Annotated in this window: 23 protein-coding genes; 7 read left to right on the top strand and 16 right to left on the bottom strand. The window is 65.1% G+C overall.

Annotation, left to right across the window (positions count from 1 at the left end):
* Window positions 1-330: hypothetical protein (locus ABL57_RS01920; RefSeq protein WP_203225537.1), on the top strand; the 330-nt coding region annotated here is incomplete at its 5' end.
* 240 nt (window positions 331-570) lie between these two features.
* On the opposite strand, the gene ABL57_RS01915 is transcribed toward ABL57_RS01920, so the two are convergent.
* Entirely contained in the window at window positions 571-1,908 is a 1,338-nt protein-coding gene (locus ABL57_RS01915) for an IS256 family transposase (RefSeq protein WP_047801753.1), read from the bottom strand.
* Between the two features lie 232 nt (window positions 1,909-2,140).
* Between ABL57_RS01915 and ABL57_RS01910 the strand changes: the two genes are divergently transcribed.
* Window positions 2,141-3,115, top strand: a complete 975-nt coding sequence (locus ABL57_RS01910) for a matrixin family metalloprotease (RefSeq protein WP_082157164.1) — start codon at window positions 2,141-2,143, stop codon at window positions 3,113-3,115.
* 305 nt (window positions 3,116-3,420) lie between these two features.
* On the top strand, window positions 3,421-3,756 hold the full coding sequence (locus ABL57_RS01905; protein ID WP_152683248.1) for a hypothetical protein: 336 nt from the start codon (window positions 3,421-3,423) through the stop codon (window positions 3,754-3,756).
* A gap of 364 nt (window positions 3,757-4,120) precedes the next feature.
* Here ABL57_RS01905 and ABL57_RS21035 read toward each other — a convergent pair whose 3' ends face one another.
* Both ABL57_RS21035 and ABL57_RS21605 read right to left on the bottom strand, forming a co-directional pair.
* Window positions 4,121-5,389, bottom strand: a complete 1,269-nt coding sequence (locus ABL57_RS21035; protein WP_152683247.1) for a replication initiation protein — start codon at window positions 5,387-5,389, stop codon at window positions 4,121-4,123.
* Between the two features lie 340 nt (window positions 5,390-5,729).
* Window positions 5,730-5,975, bottom strand: a complete 246-nt coding sequence (locus tag ABL57_RS21605; protein WP_136341073.1) for a hypothetical protein — start codon at window positions 5,973-5,975, stop codon at window positions 5,730-5,732.
* Between the two features lie 202 nt (window positions 5,976-6,177).
* Here ABL57_RS21605 and ABL57_RS22140 point away from each other — a divergent pair, with 202 nt between their 5' ends.
* On the top strand, window positions 6,178-6,327 hold the full coding sequence (locus tag ABL57_RS22140) for a hypothetical protein (protein ID WP_160310764.1): 150 nt from the start codon (window positions 6,178-6,180) through the stop codon (window positions 6,325-6,327).
* Window positions 6,328-6,408: 81 nt separating this feature from the next.
* Window positions 6,409-6,690: a hypothetical protein gene (locus ABL57_RS01895; protein ID WP_047801750.1), complete on the top strand. Its 282-nt coding sequence runs from the start codon at window positions 6,409-6,411 to the stop codon at window positions 6,688-6,690.
* A 136-nt stretch (window positions 6,691-6,826) separates the two neighbouring features.
* Here ABL57_RS01895 and ABL57_RS01890 read toward each other — a convergent pair whose 3' ends face one another.
* The 5 genes from ABL57_RS01890 to ABL57_RS01870 form a co-directional block, all read right to left on the bottom strand.
* Window positions 6,827-7,849 (bottom strand): hypothetical protein, encoded by a 1,023-nt coding sequence (locus ABL57_RS01890; protein ID WP_047801749.1) that lies wholly within the window; start codon window positions 7,847-7,849, stop codon window positions 6,827-6,829.
* A 2-nt stretch (window positions 7,850-7,851) separates the two neighbouring features.
* A complete protein-coding gene (locus ABL57_RS01885; RefSeq protein WP_047801748.1) occupies window positions 7,852-8,613 on the bottom strand; it encodes a ParA family protein in 762 nt (253 codons plus the stop codon).
* 217 nt (window positions 8,614-8,830) lie between these two features.
* Window positions 8,831-9,643, bottom strand: a complete 813-nt coding sequence (gene istB / locus ABL57_RS01880) for an IS21-like element helper ATPase IstB (protein WP_047801747.1) — start codon at window positions 9,641-9,643, stop codon at window positions 8,831-8,833.
* The gene (gene istA / locus ABL57_RS01875; RefSeq protein WP_047801756.1) at window positions 9,643-10,851 is read right to left on the bottom strand and encodes an IS21 family transposase; all 1,209 of its coding nucleotides are present in this window, start codon (window positions 10,849-10,851) and stop codon (window positions 9,643-9,645) included. The genes istB and istA overlap by 1 nt, the downstream gene beginning before the upstream one ends.
* A gap of 714 nt (window positions 10,852-11,565) precedes the next feature.
* On the bottom strand, window positions 11,566-11,775 hold the full coding sequence (locus ABL57_RS01870) for a hypothetical protein (protein ID WP_047801746.1): 210 nt from the start codon (window positions 11,773-11,775) through the stop codon (window positions 11,566-11,568).
* 647 nt (window positions 11,776-12,422) lie between these two features.
* On the opposite strand from ABL57_RS01870, the gene ABL57_RS01860 reads away from it, so the two are divergent.
* Window positions 12,423-12,770, top strand: coding sequence for a hypothetical protein (locus ABL57_RS01860; protein ID WP_152683246.1), 348 nt, complete (start codon window positions 12,423-12,425; stop codon window positions 12,768-12,770).
* A gap of 225 nt (window positions 12,771-12,995) precedes the next feature.
* Window positions 12,996-13,229, top strand: a complete 234-nt coding sequence (locus ABL57_RS01855) for a hypothetical protein (protein WP_152683245.1) — start codon at window positions 12,996-12,998, stop codon at window positions 13,227-13,229.
* 169 nt (window positions 13,230-13,398) lie between these two features.
* On the opposite strand, the gene ABL57_RS01850 is transcribed toward ABL57_RS01855, so the two are convergent.
* The 8 genes from ABL57_RS01850 to ABL57_RS01820 all read right to left on the bottom strand — a co-directional run.
* The gene (locus ABL57_RS01850; RefSeq protein ID WP_203225536.1) at window positions 13,399-13,998 is read right to left on the bottom strand and encodes a bifunctional 2-polyprenyl-6-hydroxyphenol methylase/3-demethylubiquinol 3-O-methyltransferase UbiG; all 600 of its coding nucleotides are present in this window, start codon (window positions 13,996-13,998) and stop codon (window positions 13,399-13,401) included.
* Window positions 13,999-14,589: 591 nt separating this feature from the next.
* Window positions 14,590-14,718 (bottom strand): hypothetical protein, encoded by a 129-nt coding sequence (locus ABL57_RS23265; protein WP_256363807.1) that lies wholly within the window; start codon window positions 14,716-14,718, stop codon window positions 14,590-14,592.
* 1,132 nt (window positions 14,719-15,850) lie between these two features.
* Window positions 15,851-16,744, bottom strand: a complete 894-nt coding sequence (locus ABL57_RS01840; protein WP_047801741.1) for a universal stress protein — start codon at window positions 16,742-16,744, stop codon at window positions 15,851-15,853.
* Window positions 16,745-16,822: 78 nt separating this feature from the next.
* Window positions 16,823-18,439: an L-lactate permease gene (locus tag ABL57_RS01835; RefSeq protein ID WP_047801740.1), complete on the bottom strand. Its 1,617-nt coding sequence runs from the start codon at window positions 18,437-18,439 to the stop codon at window positions 16,823-16,825.
* Between the two features lie 147 nt (window positions 18,440-18,586).
* A complete protein-coding gene (locus ABL57_RS01830) occupies window positions 18,587-19,540 on the bottom strand; it encodes an L-lactate dehydrogenase (protein ID WP_047801739.1) in 954 nt (317 codons plus the stop codon).
* A 686-nt stretch (window positions 19,541-20,226) separates the two neighbouring features.
* Window positions 20,227-20,484 carry an Lsr2 family protein gene (locus tag ABL57_RS01825; RefSeq protein WP_371212453.1) on the bottom strand — a complete coding sequence of 86 codons (258 nt, stop codon included), beginning with the start codon at window positions 20,482-20,484 and terminating at the stop codon, window positions 20,227-20,229.
* 124 nt (window positions 20,485-20,608) lie between these two features.
* A complete protein-coding gene (locus ABL57_RS21600; RefSeq protein ID WP_152683244.1) occupies window positions 20,609-21,004 on the bottom strand; it encodes a hypothetical protein in 396 nt (131 codons plus the stop codon).
* A gap of 345 nt (window positions 21,005-21,349) precedes the next feature.
* Window positions 21,350-21,920 (bottom strand): hypothetical protein (locus ABL57_RS01820; RefSeq protein ID WP_047801738.1); only part of this gene is annotated, 571 nt, incomplete at its 5' end.

Below are 21,920 nucleotides of genomic sequence, written 5' to 3'. Positions count from 1 at the left end.
TTCCGCCGGGTGGCCCCGGATGGGGTGGAAGAGGTCGTGGTCTCGGCCACCGATGTCACAGCGGCCCGGCGAGCCCTTCTGCCCGTGTACGGTGGGCGCCTGCGGGTGTACCAGAGCCCGTGGACCGCAGACGACCTCGCACGCCTGGACGCCGTTATCGCTGCTGTCGAGCCCACACGGCGTCATGCCGGTGGGGCCGGGGTGAGCCCGGAAGGCATCGTCTACCGGCGCCTGCTGCTGACCTACCTCGACCAGCAGCTGGCCACAACGCTGAGCGCGTTCCCGGAAGGCATGCTCAAGCTGGAGGTGCAGGCTCAACCACGCAGGTGAACTGCCAGTGACAAGGTCGTCGAGGGGCGACCGTGTGGCCCGCATCGCTGGGCTCATTTCATCGACTGGGACTGCCGCACGGATAGGTGTCGTTGACCTGGCTTGCCACTGGGGGCGGCCCCGAGGGATACGGCAGGTGCCCAAGCTCATGACCAGCAGGGGCTCTGCAAACGCTTTTTACATAAGGCCCGGCTACCGGAGGGTCTGTCCAGTTTTCGGTGTAACTCGGGTTGTTGATGTTCAGCGGCCACCGGCGGAGAGCCGGCCGTCGAAGGTGATCTCGAATGCGTTGAGTGCTGCCTTCCAGCGTTGGGTCCAGCGTGCCCGCCCCTTGCCGGTCGGGTCCAGGGCCATCACGGCGAGGTAGACGCACTTGAGCGCAGCCTGCTCGTTGGGGAAGTGGCCGCGGGCCCTGACAGCCTTGCGGATTCGGGCGTTGACGGACTCGATCGCATTCGTGGTGCACACGACCCGGCGAATCTCGCGGTCGAACTGCAGGAACGGCACGAACTCCGCCCAGGAATTCGACCAGAGCCTGACGATCGCCGGGTACTTCCGGCCCCACTTCTCCTGGAACTCCAAGAAGCGTTCCTCGGCCTCGGCCACGGTCGCGGCCTGATAGACGGGCTTGAGAGCTCGGGAGATCGCGTCCCAGTCCTGCCGGGCGGCGTAGCGGAAGCTCGCCCTCATCAGATGGATCACGCACGTCTGCACGATCGTGGCCGGCCACACGGTGGCCACGGAATCGGGCAGACCCTTGAGGCCGTCGCAGACGATGAAATGAGCCCAGCGATGCGGGCCACTCTTGATCTCGGTCAGGACCTGCAACCAGTACTTCGCGCCCTCCCCGCCCTCCCCGCCGTCCCCGCCGTCCCCGGCCCACAGCCCGAGGATGTCGCGGTTGCCGTCCACGGTCACAGCCAGGGCGATGTAGATCGGCCGGTTGGCAACCTGCCCGTCGCGCACCTTGACGTGGACACAGTCCACGAAGACCACCGGATACACCGGGTCCAGCGGGCGGTTCTGCCACTCGGCCATGCCCTCGAGGACCTTGTCCGTGATCGTGGAGATCGTCGTCTTCGACACCTCCGCACCGTAGACCTCGGCCAGGTGCGCGGAGATGTCGCCGTGTGTGAGTCCGCGGGCGGACAGCGAGAGCACCATGTCCTCAACGCTGCCCAGCCGACGCTGCCGCTTCTTCACGATGCCCGGCTCGAAGGTCCCGGCCCGGTCGCGCGGCACCTCGATCGCCACCGGGCCTGCCTTGGTCAGCACCGTCTTCGATCGGGTGCCGTTGCGGCTGTTGCCGTCGGTCGAGCCGCCGCGTTCGTGGGGCTCGTAGCCCAGGTGATCGGTGATCTCGCCTTCCAGGGCAGACTCCAGCACCAGCTTCGTCAGCTGGCCCAGCAGCCCGTTTTCCCCGGCCAGATCCAGGCCCTGCTCCCGGGCTCCGGCGACCAGTTGCGCCACCAGCGTCCGGTCCACCGCCGGCGTCTTGCCGAGCCGCTGCTCGGCGTCTTGCCCTTGTTCCCCAAAAGCGGTCACGGGCTCCTGGACCTCCACGTCCTGCGACGTCATCACGTCATCCATCGGTCATGCCTCCCAGCTCAGGAGTTACACCGAAAAACGTACAGTCCCGCAGTGGGTGATCGATGAGGCCCTGAGCCGACAAGACGTCTCTGCTGCGGCAGGCCAACCTCGGCGCCGCCGTCGGGCCGACCGGACCGTGAACTGGGAGACGCCAGTCTCGGACTGGCGCCGCTGGGAGCCTCCAGCCTCGGACCGTAGTCCCCGCCGGACCTCATGGGGGATGACCTTGTTGGTGCTGACGCTCGTGGTGGGTGTCCCGGCGATCGGTGGATACCTCGTGCTGCCCCATGTCCAGGAAAGATTCGTCAGCGCCTCCTCCACCCCGGCACTACCATCCCCGCCACCACAGGATCCCGGCCCCGCCTCCGGGCCCGTGGAGCAGGCCGCATCTGAACCGCCGGTCGACATCACCACTGTCCATCCGGTGCCCGAGGGGGACGTCATCGTGGGATCTGCCGATCTCAACACCCCAGGGTTGTCCACGGATGGGCGCATCCCGGTGCCGGCGGACGCCGACAACGCCTACGGTCCCCCGGCCGGGGTGGACTCAGCCGCCCAGCCCCTCGGGACGCCCCCGGTCGTATCCGACACCGGTGGGTACAGCCTGCTGGCCACCCAGAGCCCCGGTGACCAGGTCGTCGCCTACGACCCGTGCCGCCCCATCCGCTACGTCGTGCGCCCCGACGGGGCCCCCGCCGGTGGACAGCAACTGCTCGAACAAGCCATCGCCGAGATCTCTGCGGCCACCGGATTGCAGTTCCTCGACGACGGAACTACTACCGAAGCACCCCGACAGGACCGCCAGCCCTACCAGCCCGAACGCTACGGTGAACGCTGGGCGCCCGTGCTCATCACCTGGTCCACCCCTACGAAATACCCGGACTTGGCCGGTGAGGTCGCCGGGCTGGGCGGCAGTACCTACCTGCAGGTCGGCAACAGCCCGCACGCCTACGTCACCGGCCTCATGACCCTCGACGCCCTCGACCTGCAAGAGACACTCCAGCACCCCGCAGGAGCCGAGATTGTCCGGGCCGTCATCATGCACGAACTTGGCCACGTCCTCGGCCTGGGCCACGTCGAGGACCCCACCCACCTGATGCACGGGGTGAGCACTGAGCACAACACCGCCCTCACCGCCGGTGACCGGGCCGGGTTGGCCAAGCTCGGCGCCGGCGAATGCGTCCCCCAGCTCTAGCAAATGCCCCGTCCAAGGGAGGCTTGTCAGATGCACGCCTGGCCTCCTCACCCGACCCCCCGGTGCACTTGGCGGTGATCGATGAGCGTGATCGTCACCCTCCTCGGGTGAGGTGACGATCGCTTTCGATACTTGCTGGAGCGACCGTAACAGTCCGCGCGCACGACGAAACGGAGGCCCGGTGACCACCGCGCCCCAGTTTCTCGAGGCGACACTGTGAGAGCCTGGGTCCTTTCCCATCCCCCCATGGAGTTCCCGTAAGCGCTGCCGGCACGCCCAACCCTGTGCTGGGCGAGGTCCCGGTCGTGGGCTCCTTCGCCGTGGCAGCCCAGCTGCGGAAGACCACCGCCGGCACCACCGCCCGGATAACCGTGGCCCTGCCCGAGGCCGTGAAGATCACCCCTGCCGCCCTGATGCCGGCACTGCTGAACCTGAGCCAGCAGGCCCTGCTCGACTACCGGCTCAGCGGCCGGGAGCTGCCCGAGGTGGAGGTCACCGCCGTGGAACGGGTCGAGACCGCCCCGACCACAGGCACGGCAACCAGGTTCACCCTCGGGTCATCAACAATCTGGCGGCCAGGCGCTCGGCCATCGTGGTGGACTCGGACCTACTGCTGGGCAACGACGGCGGTGTCCTGCTGATCCCCGCCACCCTTCTCGCCGGCGCCGAACACCTCTTGGAAGCCGGAGACCATCCCACCGACCGGCCTGCCCCGACCCGGAGTCGGTCCCACCACCGCTGCGGATCTATGGCAACCCCTGGTACCGCCACCTGGAGGACCCCTGGCCTGCCAGCCGCGCTCTGCCCCGGACCGCCCATCACGAGGCGGCCGTGGATGCTGTCCCTCTCCCCACTGGTGCGGTGCGGTCTCCGTCGAAGAACCGCTGAGCCAGCCCCGGAACACAGAGCCTGTCACCGGCATGGTCTACGCAAGACTGAAGTGACTCCCTATCAGGCGGACATATCCGGCTCTACATGAAACCGACCTCACCACTCTCAAGCGCGTCAATGAGGTCGGGCTCGCGGAGGTCGACCGATTGCGCGCTGAAGAGTGGCCCAGACACGCGGCTCTGAAGGTCGGATAGGGGGCAGGACTTCTGGGCCGCGATAAATGGCGCCTTCGTCCATGCGCAGCGTTGGTTCAGCTGGCGTTTCGGCAGGCTCAGGGTCAGGGACTGCACCGGTGTCCGCAGGAATCGATGCAGAGTGCCCCCAGTCGGCGCTTTCCGATTGGTCAGATGGCAAAGCGCCGGGCTGCTCCCGCCTGGACATTCTTGAAGCTACAGGTGGTGTGATGGTCTCGGCACCCTCCACCACCCGAGCTAACCAACGACCTACCGTCTTGACGGAGGCTCTCATCAGCTCGGCGATCGCCTGCTTCGATTCCCCCGCCAGGTGCAGGGCTTGGGCCTTCAGCGCCTTCGCATCGGTCATTGCCGAGCGCACGGTGCGCCCAGTCGCCGCGTTGGCTGCCGCTGCCTCAGCCTTCGCCTCCGAGGTGGCTTTGCCCCCTACCCGGCCCTTCCGTGATAGGAACTGGTTTCTTTTGCCTCCATGGCTAGACGTACGTGGTCGGCCGTTGCCCTTGCGTGCCTGACGGCACGCGGAGGCAGACAGCTCCCGGACTTCCTTGTCTGGCAACGGGTGCTCGAGGTCTCGATTGAGCGTTCGGGCATACGCCAGCGCATCAGGTTCGTGTGGCTTGCGCTCCTCCCCGAGCCACCGGGTCCAGAGCCACCGCAGGGTCTTACGGAACAGAGAGCAGTTGCGCCCAGAGGTGTTGGCAATCGACTGCTGCACTTTTCGCGACTGCTTGGCTCTGTCCGGAGTGGGTTGCCATGCCGAGACGGCTGGTCCGTCGAGGATCTCGTCGTGAAACGGATCGACGTAGGACTTCATGTGGTCCATCAACTCCCCCAGATGCCACGGAGTGGCCCTGTTCCCCCAGTAGACCTCCCCCACCGGGTTGCGGGCAGATGGGTTCTGAACCAGGAATCGGGTGAAGTTCTCGTCGCCGTAGACCAACCGAGTTAGGGAACGTAATACCGAGTCGGCGTACTGCTTCGGGCCGGGACGGTGACCACGACCGACGAAGACCGGGTCGATCGCCCAGCCTGCCTGAGCATGACCAGACTCGGGCTTGTGGATGATCCAGGTGGCCGGTGGCACGGCGGGATGCATCAGCAGCATGAGCGCGTCGCAACGGTCCACGTCGACCACCAGAAAGTTGATGTTGTCGGCCGGGTTGATCTGGACATAGGGGAACTCGACCACGGACTGACCGTTGTTCGGCAAAGCCTGGTGCTTGGTGTACCCGGCCCTGAAATAGGTCAGGCGGTGGTGCGTGATCCATCTGCTGGCCGGGCTCGTCTCCTGCCTCGGAGGCAAGATTCCTAGCAGATCAAGGACTTCTTCTGGGCATGGGGGTATGGCGTCAGGGGCCCAGGGTGCTAATCTGGACGTAACGCACCCCCGGTGTGATAGGGCAAGAAATCACTCCGGTGCTATATGCGAAGCAGACCAACAGGTTTGGCGACTCAGGTGGTCGGCTTCGAGACTTGTTTTGAGAGGGACCCGTCTGGGAAGGCGGGTCCTTTCTCATGCAGTCATGGGATCAGGCGATACGTCGTTCCTCCAGATTGATCGTCTGCTGCTCGGGCTTCGTTGACGACATGGCCGTACGGTCCAACCAGTCGGTAATAATTTCGACTGCCAGGTCATTGGCGGTAGTGCCACGGGACTCCACGATGTCCCAAAACTGGTTGTACCGGTCAATGGGAAGGTTCGCAGATACCTTCTGTCGCTCGCCCTTGGACGGGCGGCCGCCACGGGGACTGCGCGTACGAGGCATAGTCGTCATGGTTGGAAGTATGTCAGTCGAACGACATCGTTTCCAGAAACACGCTGCATGAGTTTCCAAATTTCCCAGTCAACGTTGGCGTGTCCCAGGTGGTGGCAGGTTAGCTCTTCGAGTCAGCCGGTGGCCGCGGATCTGGCCGGCGAGAATCCGGAAATGGGCCGACTGCGTCATCGACCTGGACATCGCCGAGAACGGCCGCCGGGTGGTGATCGAGCTCAACGGGCTCCTCAACGCCGGGCTCCTCAACGCCGGGCTCTACGCCTCCGACCCGGTGCTCGTTGTCCAGGCCCTGGTCGCCCGGCCCGGGGCAGTACGTGCGCTGGATGTGTGGTCACACACGTGGGTGGCATGAGTACTCAGCAAATGACCCCTCCCCCACTACCGTCACACCCTGCCCACCGCCGCCGACGTCCACCGCTGGTGCGAAGACGTCGTGCTGATGGGTGAGTCGTCCGCCATCGAGCGCGACGTCGACCTCCACCCGTCCACCTTCGAGAACTACTTCATCCAGCTCGACGCCCACCGCACCTTCGTCGAGGTCCGCGGCATCATCGCCGACACCGAGCTCACCAGTTCGCTGGTGGCCGCCCGGCGCGACCTGGTGCTACACGCCACCGAGCTGCACTATGACTGGGACGAGCTATACGAGGTCGGCCAGCATCTCGCAAAGGACAAGATGCCACTGGCGATCCAGCACTTCCCAAGTGATTCCTGACCGTCCACCACGACGACTGACGGCCCGCCGTCTCCATAGGGGACAGGCCGTCGGCCTGCGTGGAGGCGTTGTTGTGTTCTACTTGTTGTACTTGTCCGACATGTTGAACTTATGCACCCAGTCAACCATGCGCCGGTCAGCGGGCGTGCTTGAGTTTGCCCTTCAGCGGCGGGAACTGGGTGACGTTCGCCCGGATCAGGGCCTGGCCGATCGCTACGGCTACCGCCTCGCGGACGAACGCCGACTTGTTCACCTGCCAGCCCTCCATCTCGGCTCGGTCAAGCTCGGCCATCAGCTGGTGGTGGAGGTCGTAGGGCAGCAAGACGTTGTAGGAGATCTTCCTTCCGCCGTCATCCGGCGGCGGAGCGGACTGCAGCGCCGTCTCCCGCTCCTCCGGGCTCAGGGCCAGGTGCTGATGCACCGCCCGCTGCAACCAGCGGACGAAGGACGTCGGCCCGCCGCCGGGGATCCGGTGCTTGTCGGAGGAATACGCCCGCTTAGCGTGGTCCAGGGAGGTGCGTGAGAACGAGACGCCGATCGGGACGGTGGTGGTCCGCGGGCCCGGCAAGGGATGCGAGTACCGCTCGAGGCCCCTGACAGCCTCGGAGTCTGCGACGGCGAGCCCGCTCGGATGGACAGCGGGTGCTGACATGGCACTCCCCTCCCCCATCGGCTCCGCGGTCGGCACCACATTTTCGGTCTTCTCTCGAGTAGCAGGCTCCGGTCGCCTGGTCTCTCCGGCCGGCACCTGAGCTGGGACCTCGTCCTCGAGCGCCGGCTGCTCGGCGTGCTGCTGCGCGTCGTCGAGGGTCTGCCCGTTGGACCGCGGCTTCAAGATCTCGGCCACCGGCCACTCCCCCACCACCTCATCGGAGCCTTCCCCCACCGGCTCGGCGGTCACTGCCGGCACCAGAGTCCCCTCCCCCACCGGCAAGGTGACGGGTCCGGGCGTCGGCGCGGTCTCGTTCGCCAGCGTCTCGGCAGCCTGCTCGAAGACCGTGATGTCGGCCGACTCGTCGGAGCCGGCGGTGCTGCTGCGCTGGTTGGCTCTGGCATCCAAAAGCTGCTCGTCACGCAGGTGCTGCTGCTCCAGGGCTTCGTCGCGCACCTGGTTGCGGGTCTTCTTGCCCACCAGCTTGTTCACGCGCTTGGTCGGCATCGTCACGCCTCCCCAATCAGGGAGCCGAACACCCTTGCGTAGTCCTTAGCCGGATTCGACTTGGGATCGTACTGGCCCACCGGCATGGCCGAGCGTGTCGCATCACGAGCTGCGATGCCCTCACGGATTGGATCAGTGACCTTCGTGGACTCCCCGTACTCCTCGCGCAGCGTCAGCATGAGCTCACGGTCCAGCAGACGGCGGCCGTCGTAGCGCGTGGGGATGATCGCGCCGATCTTCAGCCCCCTGTTGATCCTCGGCGCCAGCCGCTTCTCGATCACCGACTCGAAGTAGTCGACCTGCGTGTACGCCTCCACGTCGCACACCACAGGGGCGATGAGGTACTCCGCCGCTGCCATTCCGGTAATGCTGAGGTCGCTCATGGCCGGCGGGGTGTCAATCACGACGTCGTCGTAGCGATCGGCCACGTCTGGCAGGAGGTCCCGTAGCGAGGTGATGAGGTCGTCAACACTGTTCACATCGACCAGAGACAGGTCGTGCTGGCCGACCAGCACCTCGACGCCCTCGATGTCAGGCGCCTCGGTCGCAGCCTCTTCGATGGTCATCCTGGCGGTCAGCACATCTGCGGCTGTGCCGTTGAACTCCGTGGCATCGGTGAAGCCCAGGCGCTGCGTCAGCGTGCCCTGCATGTCCAGGTCGACGGCTAGGACTCGCCGGCCTCGCTGGGCCAGTGTCCAGATCAGTTCGGCCGCGGTGGTGGTCTTGGTCGTTCCGCCCTTGGGGAAGGCGACGGTGTAGATCATCGTGGATGTCCCTCTCGGCCGGGTGTACGGCCGGTGACTTGGGGAAGGCTGTCGTCCATCACCCTAACCGGTTACACGCTTCAACAGGTCAAACATGTTCAACGTAGTGAACACAACAATTTTTATCCCTTGCTCGGTGCCAGCGGCAGCCATGTCGGTTCCGCTCGAAGTTTGAGCTGTTTGTCCGTGTGAAAAGTGAGCACCTCGCGGGGTCGTTCTAGTCTGCCGGTCCGGTCTCGGTGACGGAAGGCAGGGTCTCGATGCTGGTGTGTCGGATGCGGTAGCTGGTGCCCTTGGTGGTGATGATCTCGGCGTGATGAACGATGCGGTCGATCATCGCCGCGGCGATCGTGGTGTCGCCGAAGACCTCGCCCCACCGGGAAAAGGGCAGGTTCGAGGTGATGATCAGCGAGGCCTTCTCGTAGCGGGTCGAGACCAGCTGGAAGAACAGATTCGCAGCCTCGGCCTCGATCGGCACGTAGCCCAGCTCATCGATGATGACCAACGGGATCCTGGCGATCTTGGCCAGCTCCGCCTCCAGGCGCCCGGTCGCGTGGGCGGCGTGCAGGCGGGTGATCCAGCCGGTGGCGGAGTTGAACGCGACCCGGTGCCCGGTCCGGGCCGCGGCGATCCCCAACCCGGTGGCCACATGGGTCTTGCCGGTGCCCGGGGGCCCGAGCAGCACCACGTTGCCGGCCTGCACCAGGTACGCCCCGGCTTCCAGGCGCGCGATCACACCGCGGTCCAAGGAGGGCTGGGCAGTGAAGTCGAAGTCGGTGAGCGTCTTGATCGCCTCGAAACCGGCGGCCTTGATCCGCAGCGCGGCCCCCGAGGCGGCCCGGGCCGCGGCCTCGGTCCCCAGTACCGCGGCGAGGTACTCCTCCAGACTCCACTGCTGGGCCCGGGCGGTGTCAGCGATCCGGGCGTAGTCGGCAGCGATCCTGGGGGCCTTCAGTTCCCGGGCGTGGTGGAGGATCTGCTTGTCCGCATCCGTCAGCGCCCGCCCAGCGGGGCCGGTGGCCGGGCGCATCAGGCGACCTCGATCCCGAAGATCCGGTCGTAGACCCCGAGATCGGCGACCTCGACCGGCCCGCCGGCAGCGCCCTCGGTACGGGGCTGCTGGTGGGTCCGGCGCATGAGGGCAGCGGCGGCCACGTGGACCGGGTCCGTGACGGTGGCCCCGGATCCCCAGGCCCGCTGGTGGGTGGCCACCGTGCGCCCAGCACAGGTCACGGTGACGGTGTGCAGGTCCACGACCACCTCGACCAGGCGCCCGATCGCGCCGGGGTGCACGGAGTAGGCGGTCCCGGCGGCGGTGACGTAGTAGTCCCGGGGCAGGCGCGTGGTGAAGCGGTGCCCGACCACCGGGTCCACCGGCGGCAGGGGCCCCATCGACTCCCGCTCGGCGGCCAGGGCCTGCACCGGGCGGGTGCGGGTGGTGCGGTGGGTGCGCTGGTTGGCGATGACCAGCCAATCGGTGAGCTGGGCCTGGAAGTCGACCGGGGCGGCGAAGGTGCGCCCGGGCAGGAACGAGGTGGCCAGGTACCCGTTGAACCGCTCCACCACGCCCTTGGTCTCGGGATCGTAGGGCCGGGCCTGCACCAGCCGCACCCCCAGCGCCCCACAGAATCCGGCCACGCCCTCGGCGAGCTTGCCACCCCGGCCGATGCCGGCCTCGTTGTCCCACAACAGCTGCCGCGGCACCGCGGTGAAGCCCTCGGCCAGGCACCACCACATCCCCGCCAGCAGGTCCCCGGTCGTCCGGCTGGGCAGCAACACCGCCGTCGCGTAGCGGGAGTGGGAGGCGACCATCACCAGCACCGGGAAGTCCCGCACCACCCCGGCATGATCCGGGATCAGCCGGCCCGGGAACCACAGATCGCACTGGATCTGCTCCCCGGGATGATGGATCAGCCGGTCCGCCGGATCCGCCACCCGGTACCCCGGGCGCAACCGGGCCACGTTGGCGTAGAACCACGACCTCGACCCGTCCCAGCCGACCCGCTCGGCGAGCACCGCGGTGGGCATCGACGGGAACCGGCCCAGCAGATCCCGCACCGCGGCCTCGACCTCGCTGAACGCCCCCTCCACCGGCGGACGCCGACTGTAGGCCGGCGGGTCCGTGGAACGGATCGCCTTCGCCACCGTGTTCCGCGACAGCGACAACCTCCTGGCAATCGCCGCCTGCGACAAGCCCTCCACCCGATGCAGCTGACGGATCAGCGCCCAATCCTCCACAGTGATCACTCTCCAATCGTTGGACGAGCTGCTCACTTTTCGACCGGAACTTCAGCTACCTATTCGACCGGAACCGACAAGCCAGCGACGAGCGGAACGTGGGGCGTACCTGGATCAGGACCGCTTGTCACATTATGCAGGTTCAACATGTGGAACCGGCGCTATCGGGCTAGCACCTGATGGCACCCCGGCATGGAGCGTGGGTTGGACCGACTCACCTGGTCGAGCGGGTGAGACTCGTTGAACTTGGCACTACATGCAGACTCTGCACCATGCGTTATGCAATGACGCGGCCGACGCCGCCCGGTCCACTTCGACACCTATCAGCAGTAGAAGTCTCTGCAAGACCTATGGGTAGAACAAGGCAAGCATGGGCAACACAACAAGGGACCCTGTGGCGCCAACACACGCCAGGGAATCCACTGGGCGGTTAAACTTGTCGAACATGTGTAACAAGTAGAACAAGATAAACATGCACGACGCAACAAGAAGCTGGCTATGCCGGTGAGTTTTGACGGGTCATGGCGTCGTTGTTTCTTGCGTCGAACTTGTGCCACATGTGCAACATGACAAGACCGGACAACACAACAAGAGTCCGTCGCCAGCCGCTATCGAGTTCGAGTTTCATCGATCAGACAGCTGACGCAATGCAACAGCAGCACTTGTTGGACATGATGAACCGGTTAAACTCAACAACGTAATGCTGTACGGCTGTCAATCTCGGTCAAGGCCCTCGAATCCGGCCAGGTCGCCGGCAAGGCGCTCTGCCTCAGCGGCACCGTAGGTTTCCATAAAGCAGGGCCCGGTCTCGTCGTTGAACATCTTGACGGCAAACTGGTCCACACCGAGGGACTCGACGGCGACTCGCAGTTGACCGTCCCGGGAGGCGTAATGGACGCGGCCCGGGCTGGCGCAGTCGAACATGCCCTCGTCGTCGTACTCAGGGCGTGGCCGAGGTACTCGTCGCGATCCAGGAGGGCTTCGACCTCCTCGAACGTCTCCTTGGCGCTGGTCGCGGTGGTCAGGTCGGACAGCATCTTGGCGAGAGAGTGCTGGATCGACTCCGACACGTATTAGTTCTCCGATTTTGATCGACTGATCGCCCGTCGTCAGGGAATGTCCGCGGTCGGCTGCGGCGGTGGGGGAGGGGCAAACTGTCGCCATGGCCGTCATGTGTGCGGTTGACCGTGTCGGGATGCAATGGCCTGAGGTTGTCCAACGTCGACGGGTGGCTACAGGCGACACGCTGGGATCTAGCGGTTACGTCCGTTTTGGACACTGCTGACGTTTCCGACTGGATGGCGGTATGCCACAGCCTATAGCCACATGGGACTGCCCCGACTTTGGTTGGCTCTGACCTGCCCCACGGTTGGGACTGTCGCAGCGACAGGTGGCAGGTTGACCTAGCAGTGCACCAGTCCCCTTCTCTCAATCCAAGGGTTGTGCGACGCCTTGGTTGCAAGACTGGAGTCAGTGAGAGGAATGCGTGCTCGGGTGCCAGCTTGGAGTGCTTGACCTCGTAGCAGTGTCAGGAGATCCTGACGGTGTCAGGGTTTCATGACACCTCGGAGGTGGACGTGCTCGAGCACGATGGACAGCAAGGCGTGACGGCGCCGCACGCGGCGTGGGGGCTGGGGGCGGCCCTGGCTGATCATTCCGTGCCGGTGGACGACCGTGACGGAGTGGCAGTGGCTCAGTTCCTGCGCATGGCTGCCGATGCGTGGGCGACCGTGAAGACCGTTGAAACCGCCGACCGAGCCTTGGAGCGAGTGCGGTTCCTGCGTCTGTTAGAGCGCGGGGCCGGCGTGGCGCTGCACGATGCCGTGGAGGATGCCCGGGGGAGCGGGGCCTCGTGGGCCGGGGTCGGCTGGGCGTTGAACACCTCCCGGCAGAGTGCCTATGAACGGTTCACCGGCTGACCCTGTCTTTGGTGGGGGTCCGCCGGCGGGTGAGACCGAGTCTTAGGAACTTTTGAGGCGTTGGGACGTCTCGCAGTCCAAGGGTTACGAGGCGCTTTGGTTGCAAGACTCGACTATCACTGACGGTGGGGGCGTTCAACCTGCCGGCACATGGTTGTGGACCAGCACAGAGGTCATGGTTGTCTTGATCCTCGTGCGTTTGGTGACCTGTCCTACGGTGGGCTCATGAGTTCCGATGGTGCCGCCGATTTCCTTGCCAGAGGATCGATCCCGCATATGTTGCGGGCGGTTCAGACCCAACCGAACGCCGAGGGCATTGGCGGGTGGGAAGTCGTCCTGTCCCTGGATGGTTTCTACTGGCGCCGGGAGGACGCTGTTCGGGCGGCCGAGCAGTGGAACGCCTGGGCACGGGAAGCCAGCCTGGACATAGTCCGAGGCGAGGACGCTGCGGGGCTCTGAGCTGAACCCGTCTTGCGCCCTAAGGGATACGAGACATCTTGTTGTGGGGATGCGTCGATTGTTCTGGCTGGGAGGCTGGGGCACTCGTTTCGCCTGTGATGGGTGTTCGGTAAGCGCAGGCATGAAGGTGATCGCGGGGTGCTCGGTCTGCAGCTTGGCGGGTTTGCTCTCAGAGACCCGGATTTGTGGGGTGGGATAGTACGGCCACGAGGAATTCGCTGTCGTCCTGGAAGGGTCGTAGGTCCCAGGTGGCCAGGAGCAGGTCGGGCACCAGCCCCGCCTGCTCGGCGTCGGCCAGGAACTGCGTGAAGGGGTAGCCGCGCCCGGCGCCGAAACCGATGACTGCCCGCCCGCCGGGGGCCAGGTGCCGGTGGAAGCGGTGCAGTACCTCGGTGCGCGTGCTCGAAGCCAGGAACGTCATGACGTTGCCCGCGCACAGGATGATGTCGAAGGGTTCGGGGATACCGCAGGCGGGCAGGTCCAACTCGGCTAGATCTCCCACGATCCACTCAGGGCCGGGGTGGTCCTCGCGTGCTGCGGCGATCAGGGTGGGGTCGACGTCGACGCCGACGACGGTGTGTCCTGCCCGGTGCAGGTAACCGCTGTTGCGACCAGGCCCGCATCCGGCGTCGAGGACCCTCGAGCGGCGGGGCACCATGGCGTAGATCAGCCGCGCCTCCCCGACGATGTCCTCCCCGCTGGCGGCCAGGGCCCGGAAACGCTCGACGTACCAGGCGGAGTGTCCGGGATCGGCTTGCACCTTGTTCATCCACCTGCTCTGTTCGACCACTGCGCCAGGGTACAGGTGGGACAGCTTGCGGTTCACTTGACGCCTCAGGGCCAGGGCGGCTTCCCAGAGGCCAAGGAGTCGACCGGATCGTCAATAGCTTCAATGTCTCCGCTGCCGGCGCCCCGGTGTTGGGCGGTGTCCGTACCGTCCTGATTCTTGCGCCCATAGTGTCTGTGGGTGTGGGTGTCGTGCGGCGAGGTGGCCTCTGGCGTGGTGCGGGTGTCAACGACGGTCGGAAGGTGAGCGGGGCCTTTCGTTACGTCAGACGTGGGCTGGCCTGTGCAGGTGGGGGAACGGATGTCAGGGGGCGTGGAGCATTTTTACCTGTTTCGTTGGGGCGGCGGTCGATGCCCGGGGTTCTGCCGGGGCTGGGGCAGGGAGTGCTGTCGTGAGGTGTGGGGCGATATGGGTGAGGCGGTGGAGGTAGCCGCGGGTTTCCAGTTCGTGGAGGGCGGCCGGGACACGAGCTTTGGGGGTGGACCCGCGGGTGGCGAGATCAGCCAGGGCCAGAGTGTTCTCCGGTCGGGTGCGGACCAGGGCCCGCAGGATCCGGCGGGCCTCTGCGCTGAACTAGGCATCGTTGCCGGCCTCGACAAAGAGGGCTTCCAGTGCCGGGCGCAGTGCTGTGAAGATGGCCGCGCGGGCAGGTGCGGCCAGGATCGATCCTGTTTGGGTGGAGTCGGTGCTGGGCTGGTTCATGAGGTCCTCCTCCACCTCTAGGCGGTGGGCTCCGCTCACCTCGGGGGGGCCTCATGGTGGTGCTGGGCCGTCCCCGCTGATACTCCTGCCGTCCCGGCAGGGATCGTGGGCCCCGTTGGTGATAGCCACCGGGTCTACCGCGGGAGAGCATGAGGGTGATTCCAGAGCGCCCGCGCAAGGTCGGGGTTGGTGTATCAGGGAAGTGATGGACCGCCGCCCCTAGTGGGGAAGAAAAGTCGCCCCCCGACGACTGACCACAAGATCACAGGTCCTCTACCCACCAGGGCGGCGGTCATCTGATCGATGCCCAGCGTCCCAGCCCCCCGGCTGCCCGCTCGAACATGATCCACGTCGAGCGTCCCAGCCCCCCGGCTGGTCACCCGTCGTGATGCGTCAACGGTATCGGCTGGGAGTAGGAAGGTCACTTTTCATGTTGTCCCCAGTTCTGGGGCTCAAGCTGGTGGGGTGGGGGCTGCGGTGATGGAGGTGGTGTTCGTGGATATCGAGTAGCCGGCGGGCGCCTATCCGGTCCTTACGAATCCACAGGACTCCGAGATCAGCGGCAATGGTTTCCACGGTCCCTGAGCAGTGCAACACCGATCCCGTCCACGCTTCGACGTGATCGCCGACCACCAGTTCCCCCAGTGAGGCCACCTACTGGTGGATGGGTTCTGCGTTGCCGGGGGATGTCATGGCGGTGTCGCCTTTCGTGGGCCGTGGACGGTTGATCCGTCAGTACCCATCGTCGCGGGTCCAGGGGTGGCCACAGGTGCTTCTGCTGGCTTTCGTGCCCAACACCACATGTGAGAGTAGTGATCTTTTTAGACAAGGAGAGAAGGCAGTCCCTTGAACCGTAACTCCACCATCAGGGAGACCGCAGCCGGGCCGATGCGCACCTCCTGCTCCTGTCGTGGCCACGACCGTCGTCACCGTCACGAGACAGTGCATCCGGTGATGGGCGCCTCACAATGGACGGTCCCGGTGGTGACAACTTCGTCAAGGTGTCCACTGATGCCGCGCGGCCACAGAGCGACCGAACCCCGGCCGATGTTCCATGGTCCACGCCTGCATCACATCCATGGGAGCCCCACGACGACGTCCGGGCGGCAGCCATCACTGGAAGGCTCCTGGATCAGGTGTTCGGGTGGTTGGGGATGATCAGGACGGGGCTTTCACCGTCGTTGAGCACGGCCTGGGAGACCGAGCCCATGAGCAGGCCCCGGAATCCGCCGTAGCCGCGGCTGCCTACGGCCACGAGCTCAGCCGATCGGGTGGCTTCGAGGAGTTGGTCGGCGGGAACCCCGGTCAGCACCGACGTATCGATCCTCAGCCCAGTGTGTTCCGCACCGATCTCCTGAGCGACTTGGTCTAGCAGAGCCTGGGCGGAGCCGGTGAGGTGCTCATACACCGTCCGGTTTGCTCCTACGGATCCGGGGAGCACGCTCACGGTCTCGGGTACCACGGTGATCAGGGCCAGACCCCAGGCGTGGTTCTCGGCGTACTGGGCGGCGACTCTGATCGCGGGATTGTCCGTCCCGAGCTTGTCCACCCCGACCACGACCTGGCCTGCGAAGGAGCCCTCCCTGGTTCCGGTCTGCGGGTCCCACCGGTCGGGTAGGACCATGACGGGGCACCTGGCGTGGGCTGCCACCGCGGCCGAGACGGATCCGACCCGTCCGCGCACTCCGTGCCGGCCGCGCTTGCCTACCACCAGCACCGAGGCGGTCTGCGACTCGTGCACCAGCACCCCGGCCGCGTCCCCGTGTTCCACCACCCCGCGAGCCGTCACACCGTGGGCCCGGGCCCGGGACACCGCGGTTGCTGCGACCTGCTCAGCTTCTTCCTCGATGGACTGCAGGAAGACACCGTAGATACTGGGGCCCATGGCCACGGGCCGGCCCAGGGACACCACTACCTTCACTTCCATCGACAAGGCCCCGGCTTCGCGGATGGCCCAGTCCAGGGCGCGGTCACTGAACTCGGACCCGTCGTAGCCCACTACGATTTGCTTTGCTTGCTCTACCATCACTATTGCTTTCCTTTCGTCGTCTTAAGCTCTTGTCCTGGGCTCTCGTATCGACCAGGCCGGGGCCTGGTGTCGGCCTCAGTGGAGGGAGATTCCTGTCAGTGACAGCACCAGGGTCCACACGCTGATGAAAGCCAGCAGGCCGGCGCTGTAGATGATCGAGGCCCGGAGGATTTCGCTCTCCCGCCCGGAGAGTCCGACGGCGCCGGCTGCGATCGCGATCGACTGGGGAGAGATGACCTTGGCGGCGGTACCCCCGGCCGTGTTGGCGGCCACTAACAGCGTTGAACCGACGCCGATCTCACTGGCTGTTGTTGCTTGCAGCTGAGCGAACAGGGTGTTGTTGTTCACGACCGATCCGGTGAGGAACACTCCGACCCACCCGATGATGGGCGCGAACAGGGGGAACAGGGGCCCGGCCGCCGACAGAGCGTTGCCGATGCTTGCTGAGCCTCCGGACAGGTTGGCGATGTTCGCCAGAACCAGGATCACACCGATCAGCACCAGTGCCTGCCACAGCTCACGGACCGTGCGTTGCAACTGTCCGAGGAACATCGATCCGGTGATCCTCGACGTGGTGAGGTAGGTCGCGAGCACTGCCAGCAGAAGCGCGGTGCCGGTCGCATTGATTGGGGTCCAGCTCCACGTGCTTGCAACGACGGCGCCGCCGGCCGTGGTGATCTGCTCGGTCACACCCGGAATGGGCAGGGTAAGCACGGACCAGTCCAACGCGCCTCCGGGAAGGAAGAACCCCTTGAAGTACGGGGTGCTCCACACGAAGACGAACGCCGTGAGGATGTAGAACGGGCTCCACGCAGCGACGACCTCACCCGGGGTGTGCCCCTCCACGGAGGACGCCTCGACGCCGTTCTCGCGGAAGATCCGCCGAGGCCGCCACACCCGCCCCAGAGCTGCCAGCGTCACCATGCCCAGCAGGCCCGGCACAATAGCGGCGAGCTCGGGTCCGAGGAAGATCAGGATGCCGGCCTGGCTGAGTGAGAACACTGTGGTCAGCGCCACGGTCGCCGGCCACGTTTCCCGCTGTCCACGCCAGCCGTCGAGGATGACCACCAGCAGGAAGGGGATGAGAAAGGTCAGTGGTTGCAGGATGAGAACCAGATCGCGGGAGAGCTCCATCACGTCCACCCCGCCGACCTGCGCGCCGACGATCACCGGGATGCCGACAGCACCGTAGGCCCCGGCGGCGAAATTGGCCACGAGGCTCACCATCGCGGCTTTGAGCGGCCGGAATCCTAATTGCACCAGCATGGCGGCGCAGATGGCGATCGGAACACCGAAACCTGCCACTCCTTCCAGGAACGCCCCGAAGGAAAAGCTGATCAGCAGAACCTGGATCCGTTGATCCGCTGAAATCTGCGCGATCGAAGAACGGATCACGTCGAATCGTCCGCTGGCGACCGCCAGTTTGTAGAGCCACACCGACATCACGATGATGTAGGCGATGGGCCAGATGGCGCTCAGCAGCCCCAGCAACCCTGCCCCGGCCACGGACGGTGCCGGCATCCCGAAGACCCACAGGGCCACAATCACTTCCAAAAGGAGAGCGATCCCTGCTGCTTTGATGCCCGTCATCTTGAACACGACTAGGCACAGCAAGAATGTCACGATCGGGAGTGCTGCTACGAAGGCTGACAGCCACAAGAGGCCTAAGGGATCAGTCGTCTGGGTCCACATCAGGGCACTTCCTCAAGCTTTCATATCTTTGCAGGCCGCCTTCCTGCCAGGGCACTGCGACAGGGGTGTGCCGGGAAAAGGGCGGAGATGATTCACCGTCGTAACAGGCGGAACGACGAGTCGAGCGATGGGTCCGGTGACGGCCGGTCAGTTGCGCAGCGAGTCCAAGACGCCGGCCAGGGCGTCGGAGGAGCGATGAAGGAGCTGAAGCTCCTCCTGCGAGAACGGCGTGTTCGGAATCGGCGTGGCTCCGGTGGAACCCACGACGGAGGGAACCGACAGCGCTATTCCGTCGATGCCGTGAAAGTCCTCCAAGACCGTGCTCACAGGCAGCACCGCCTTCTCATCCTGCAGGACTGCTTCGACGATGCGGGCGCTGGACAGGCCGATCGCGTTGTTCGTCGCCCCTTTGCCCTTGATCACCTTATAAGCGGCATCACGGACGTCGGTGGCGATGTGGTCCAGTTCCTCGACGGTCAGGCGGGGGTGGTCCTCTGTCTCCCAGTCCAGGATCGGGACGGGGCCGATCCTGGCTTCCGACCACAGAGGGAACTCCGTGTCCCCGTGCTCGCCCACGATGAAGGCATGAATGCTGCTGGTGTTCACCCCGACGCGCTGGGCCAGCTTCCACCGCAGCCGCGAGGTGTCGAGCACCGTGCCGGAGGAGAAGATCCGGTTCCGCGGCAGGCCCGAGGCCTCTGCCGCGAGCACCGTGAGCACATCGCAGGGATTGGTCACCAGGACGTAGACGGCATCGGGGGCGACTTTGAGCAGATCAGGCATCATCCCGGAGATGATGTCGGCGTTGACCGAGGCGAGTTCGGTGCGCGACTGTCCCGGCTTCTGCTTGGCGCCTGCGGTGACCACGACCACCTGAGACCCCTCGACCACCGACAGATCGGATCCGCCGGTGATGTCGCTCGCGCCGGTGAACTGGGTCCCGTGCGCAAGGTCGAGCACCTCAGCCTCAACTTTTTCAGTGGCGATGTCGTAAAGAGCGACATGTCGGGCGGATCCTCGGATCAGGGCGGCATAGGCGATGCTGGTCCCTACACTTCCAGCTCCGACGACTGTTAGTTTCGAGTTCCGCATATTCCTCATACCTGAATAATATCCCTGGACGAGGAAGGTGCGGAAATCCCTTCAATCTGTCGGAACCTTAACGTTGCAGGCCATGAGATCGGTCACAATTAATTCACTGGAAAATCACCTCTAGGTATAATCAACACTCCTTTAACTTGTGTTCATGTCCTCATTTATACTTGGGTCCGATGTCGGGTATGAGTCCATCGGTTCGGCCCCCGCACCATTTGCTCCAAGCGCAGCAGTTTCTGCTCCGGCGGCGCCGACGCTTCCGTCTCCGGATCCTGTACTGGCCGCTCCGGCTCTGATGGGCAACTGCTCCACCGCCCACGTGGTTTGGGCGCGTCGATCTCCGTCAGTCCACCGGGCTACGGTCTCGACCTGGACCGTGACAGCGACACAGGAGCCAGAGAGCATTCAACCTGCGGCCAGGTCTTCCTGATCATGGCCAGGGGCAAGGCCCTGTACCCTGGATCGATTGCGGGGCCTTGCCCCTCGAGGTTTGATTTGTCCTCCATCCCTGCAGCCTTTGTAGGACTTGCCTGACATCCATTGGACCCAGGGCTACATGCGCATGGACCGTGGTGTAGCGGCGGAAGGGAGAGTATCTATCGGCAGAGAGGTCAGTGAGCCGCGTAGTAGGCGTCTTTGACGAACTGGTGAATGCGTCCGCCGTTGGAGACCGGGTGGCCGTTCTCCTTCGCTCAGGCCCGGATCTTCGCCGAGTCCAGGTCGCTGCTCGTGGAGCGGCCCCAGGCGCCACGGGCCCCAGTGATGCGGGTGGTCTTGCGACTGGCAGCGGCATAGGGATGCAGCACCTCGCGCAGTTTCTGCGCGTTGTCGTCGGAGAGGTCGATCTCGTAGTCCTTGCGGTCTAGGGCGAAAGTCACGGTGTGCTCGGCGGGGCCACCGTCGAGGTCGTCCTCAAGGTGCACTTTAACCTTCCGAGCTATCAGATACATTCCTTTCCTTTACCGAGCGGGGAAGCGGCGGTGCCGGTGTGTCACTCAGCAGGTCCGGAATTATCTGTGGCCAGTGAGTCAATTACAGAATCTTCGACTGAGGAATCATTCTCGCCAGCAGAATCTACCAATGCCGTGCTCTTGGTGCGGTTACCGGTGATAACCGTACCTTGTGCGGATAAATCCACGCAGAGCATGGTGTTCTCCACAAAAGGCTTCCACCGCCTTGTAACGGTGGTGTCGATCCCGTATGGGCGGTGAAGGCAGTCGCGGAGACAATGGCCTGTCCGGGGCCGCGCTTGGAGCTGTTGCGCACCGCGTGGGTGTGGGGTGAGGAGTCATCGGCGGCGCGTAGGGCCATGACCTGCCGTTCGCGGTCGTGGAGCAGTTCCACGGTTTCGGCGTTGTTCACGAGGTGGTGGGCGGCCTTGTTCAGCGAGATCACGCCGCGCTTCTGGATCGTCACGCTGGGCGCCTTGGCCAGCGGGGTCATCCTCTTGTCAAACACCTTGAAGCCCATAATTCTTCCCGTAGTCAACGGATGCAAAGCACAATATGAATTGTATTCATTGCAGCGTATAGCTGCACACGCATTGCAGCCGTGCGTCACGGCGTCTTAGAAGGCATGGGTTATGAGGGGTTTGAGTTGCGAGACGCCGCCATTTGTTGGCAGAGGGAGTTTTGGGGCCTTCACGGGTGAGTGTGGGTGGAGTATTCCGGTCAGAGTTGATGACCGTTCCTGGTCTCGGCGACTGTCCAGACATTCGCGTCTACCGCGGCCTAGGTGCAGTTGGAGGCCCTGGGCCTATTCTCGGGGTCGCCGCGCGGGGGCGGGGGCTGGATCCTGGGGGTGGGTAGGGATGGTTCAGGGGTTTGAGGGTGGCCTGGGGCTGGATGGCTGTGTGGGCCAGGCCGCTGGTGCTGGGAACGCGTCAGTGAGCATGTGCTGCAACCGCCCGATAGCGCTGGGGGACCAGTTCAGTTGGAGAGCCAGAGCGAGCAACTCCTCGGTGGTGAACACGCACCCCTGGCCCTGCAGATGACGTATCCCTGCGACGATGCCGTGAAGCGTTGAGGGCTCGTTCGCGGGAGAAGTGGCGACGAGGCGGTGGGTGAAGTACACCATGGCCCGGCGCACAGTGGCATCGGGCAGGAGGGGCTGCAGCGGGGTCAGGACGTGTCCGGCCAGGTGTCGGGGGGTGAAGGCGTCCACCCACGGGCTGAGAGGGATGTTCTCGGCGGCGAGGGCCAGGACCGCGCAGGTGATGGGTAGCTGCTCGGCGGCGGCCAGGGTCGGCAAGTCCGGGGCGTAGGCGATGACGGGTCCGGTGAAACCGGCCAATGGCCGTTGGTCGGTGGCGGTCTCGATGGTGACGCCGCGCGCACGCAATCGGTGCAACGCACGGTGCTGCGCATGGGCGGGGGTGGGTACCAGG

The sequence above is a fragment of the Kocuria sp. SM24M-10 genome, from assembly GCF_001027955.1.
GTDB lineage: Bacteria > Actinomycetota > Actinomycetes > Actinomycetales > Micrococcaceae > Kocuria > Kocuria oceani.
This window is presented reverse-complemented; position numbering and strand designations above follow the sequence as displayed.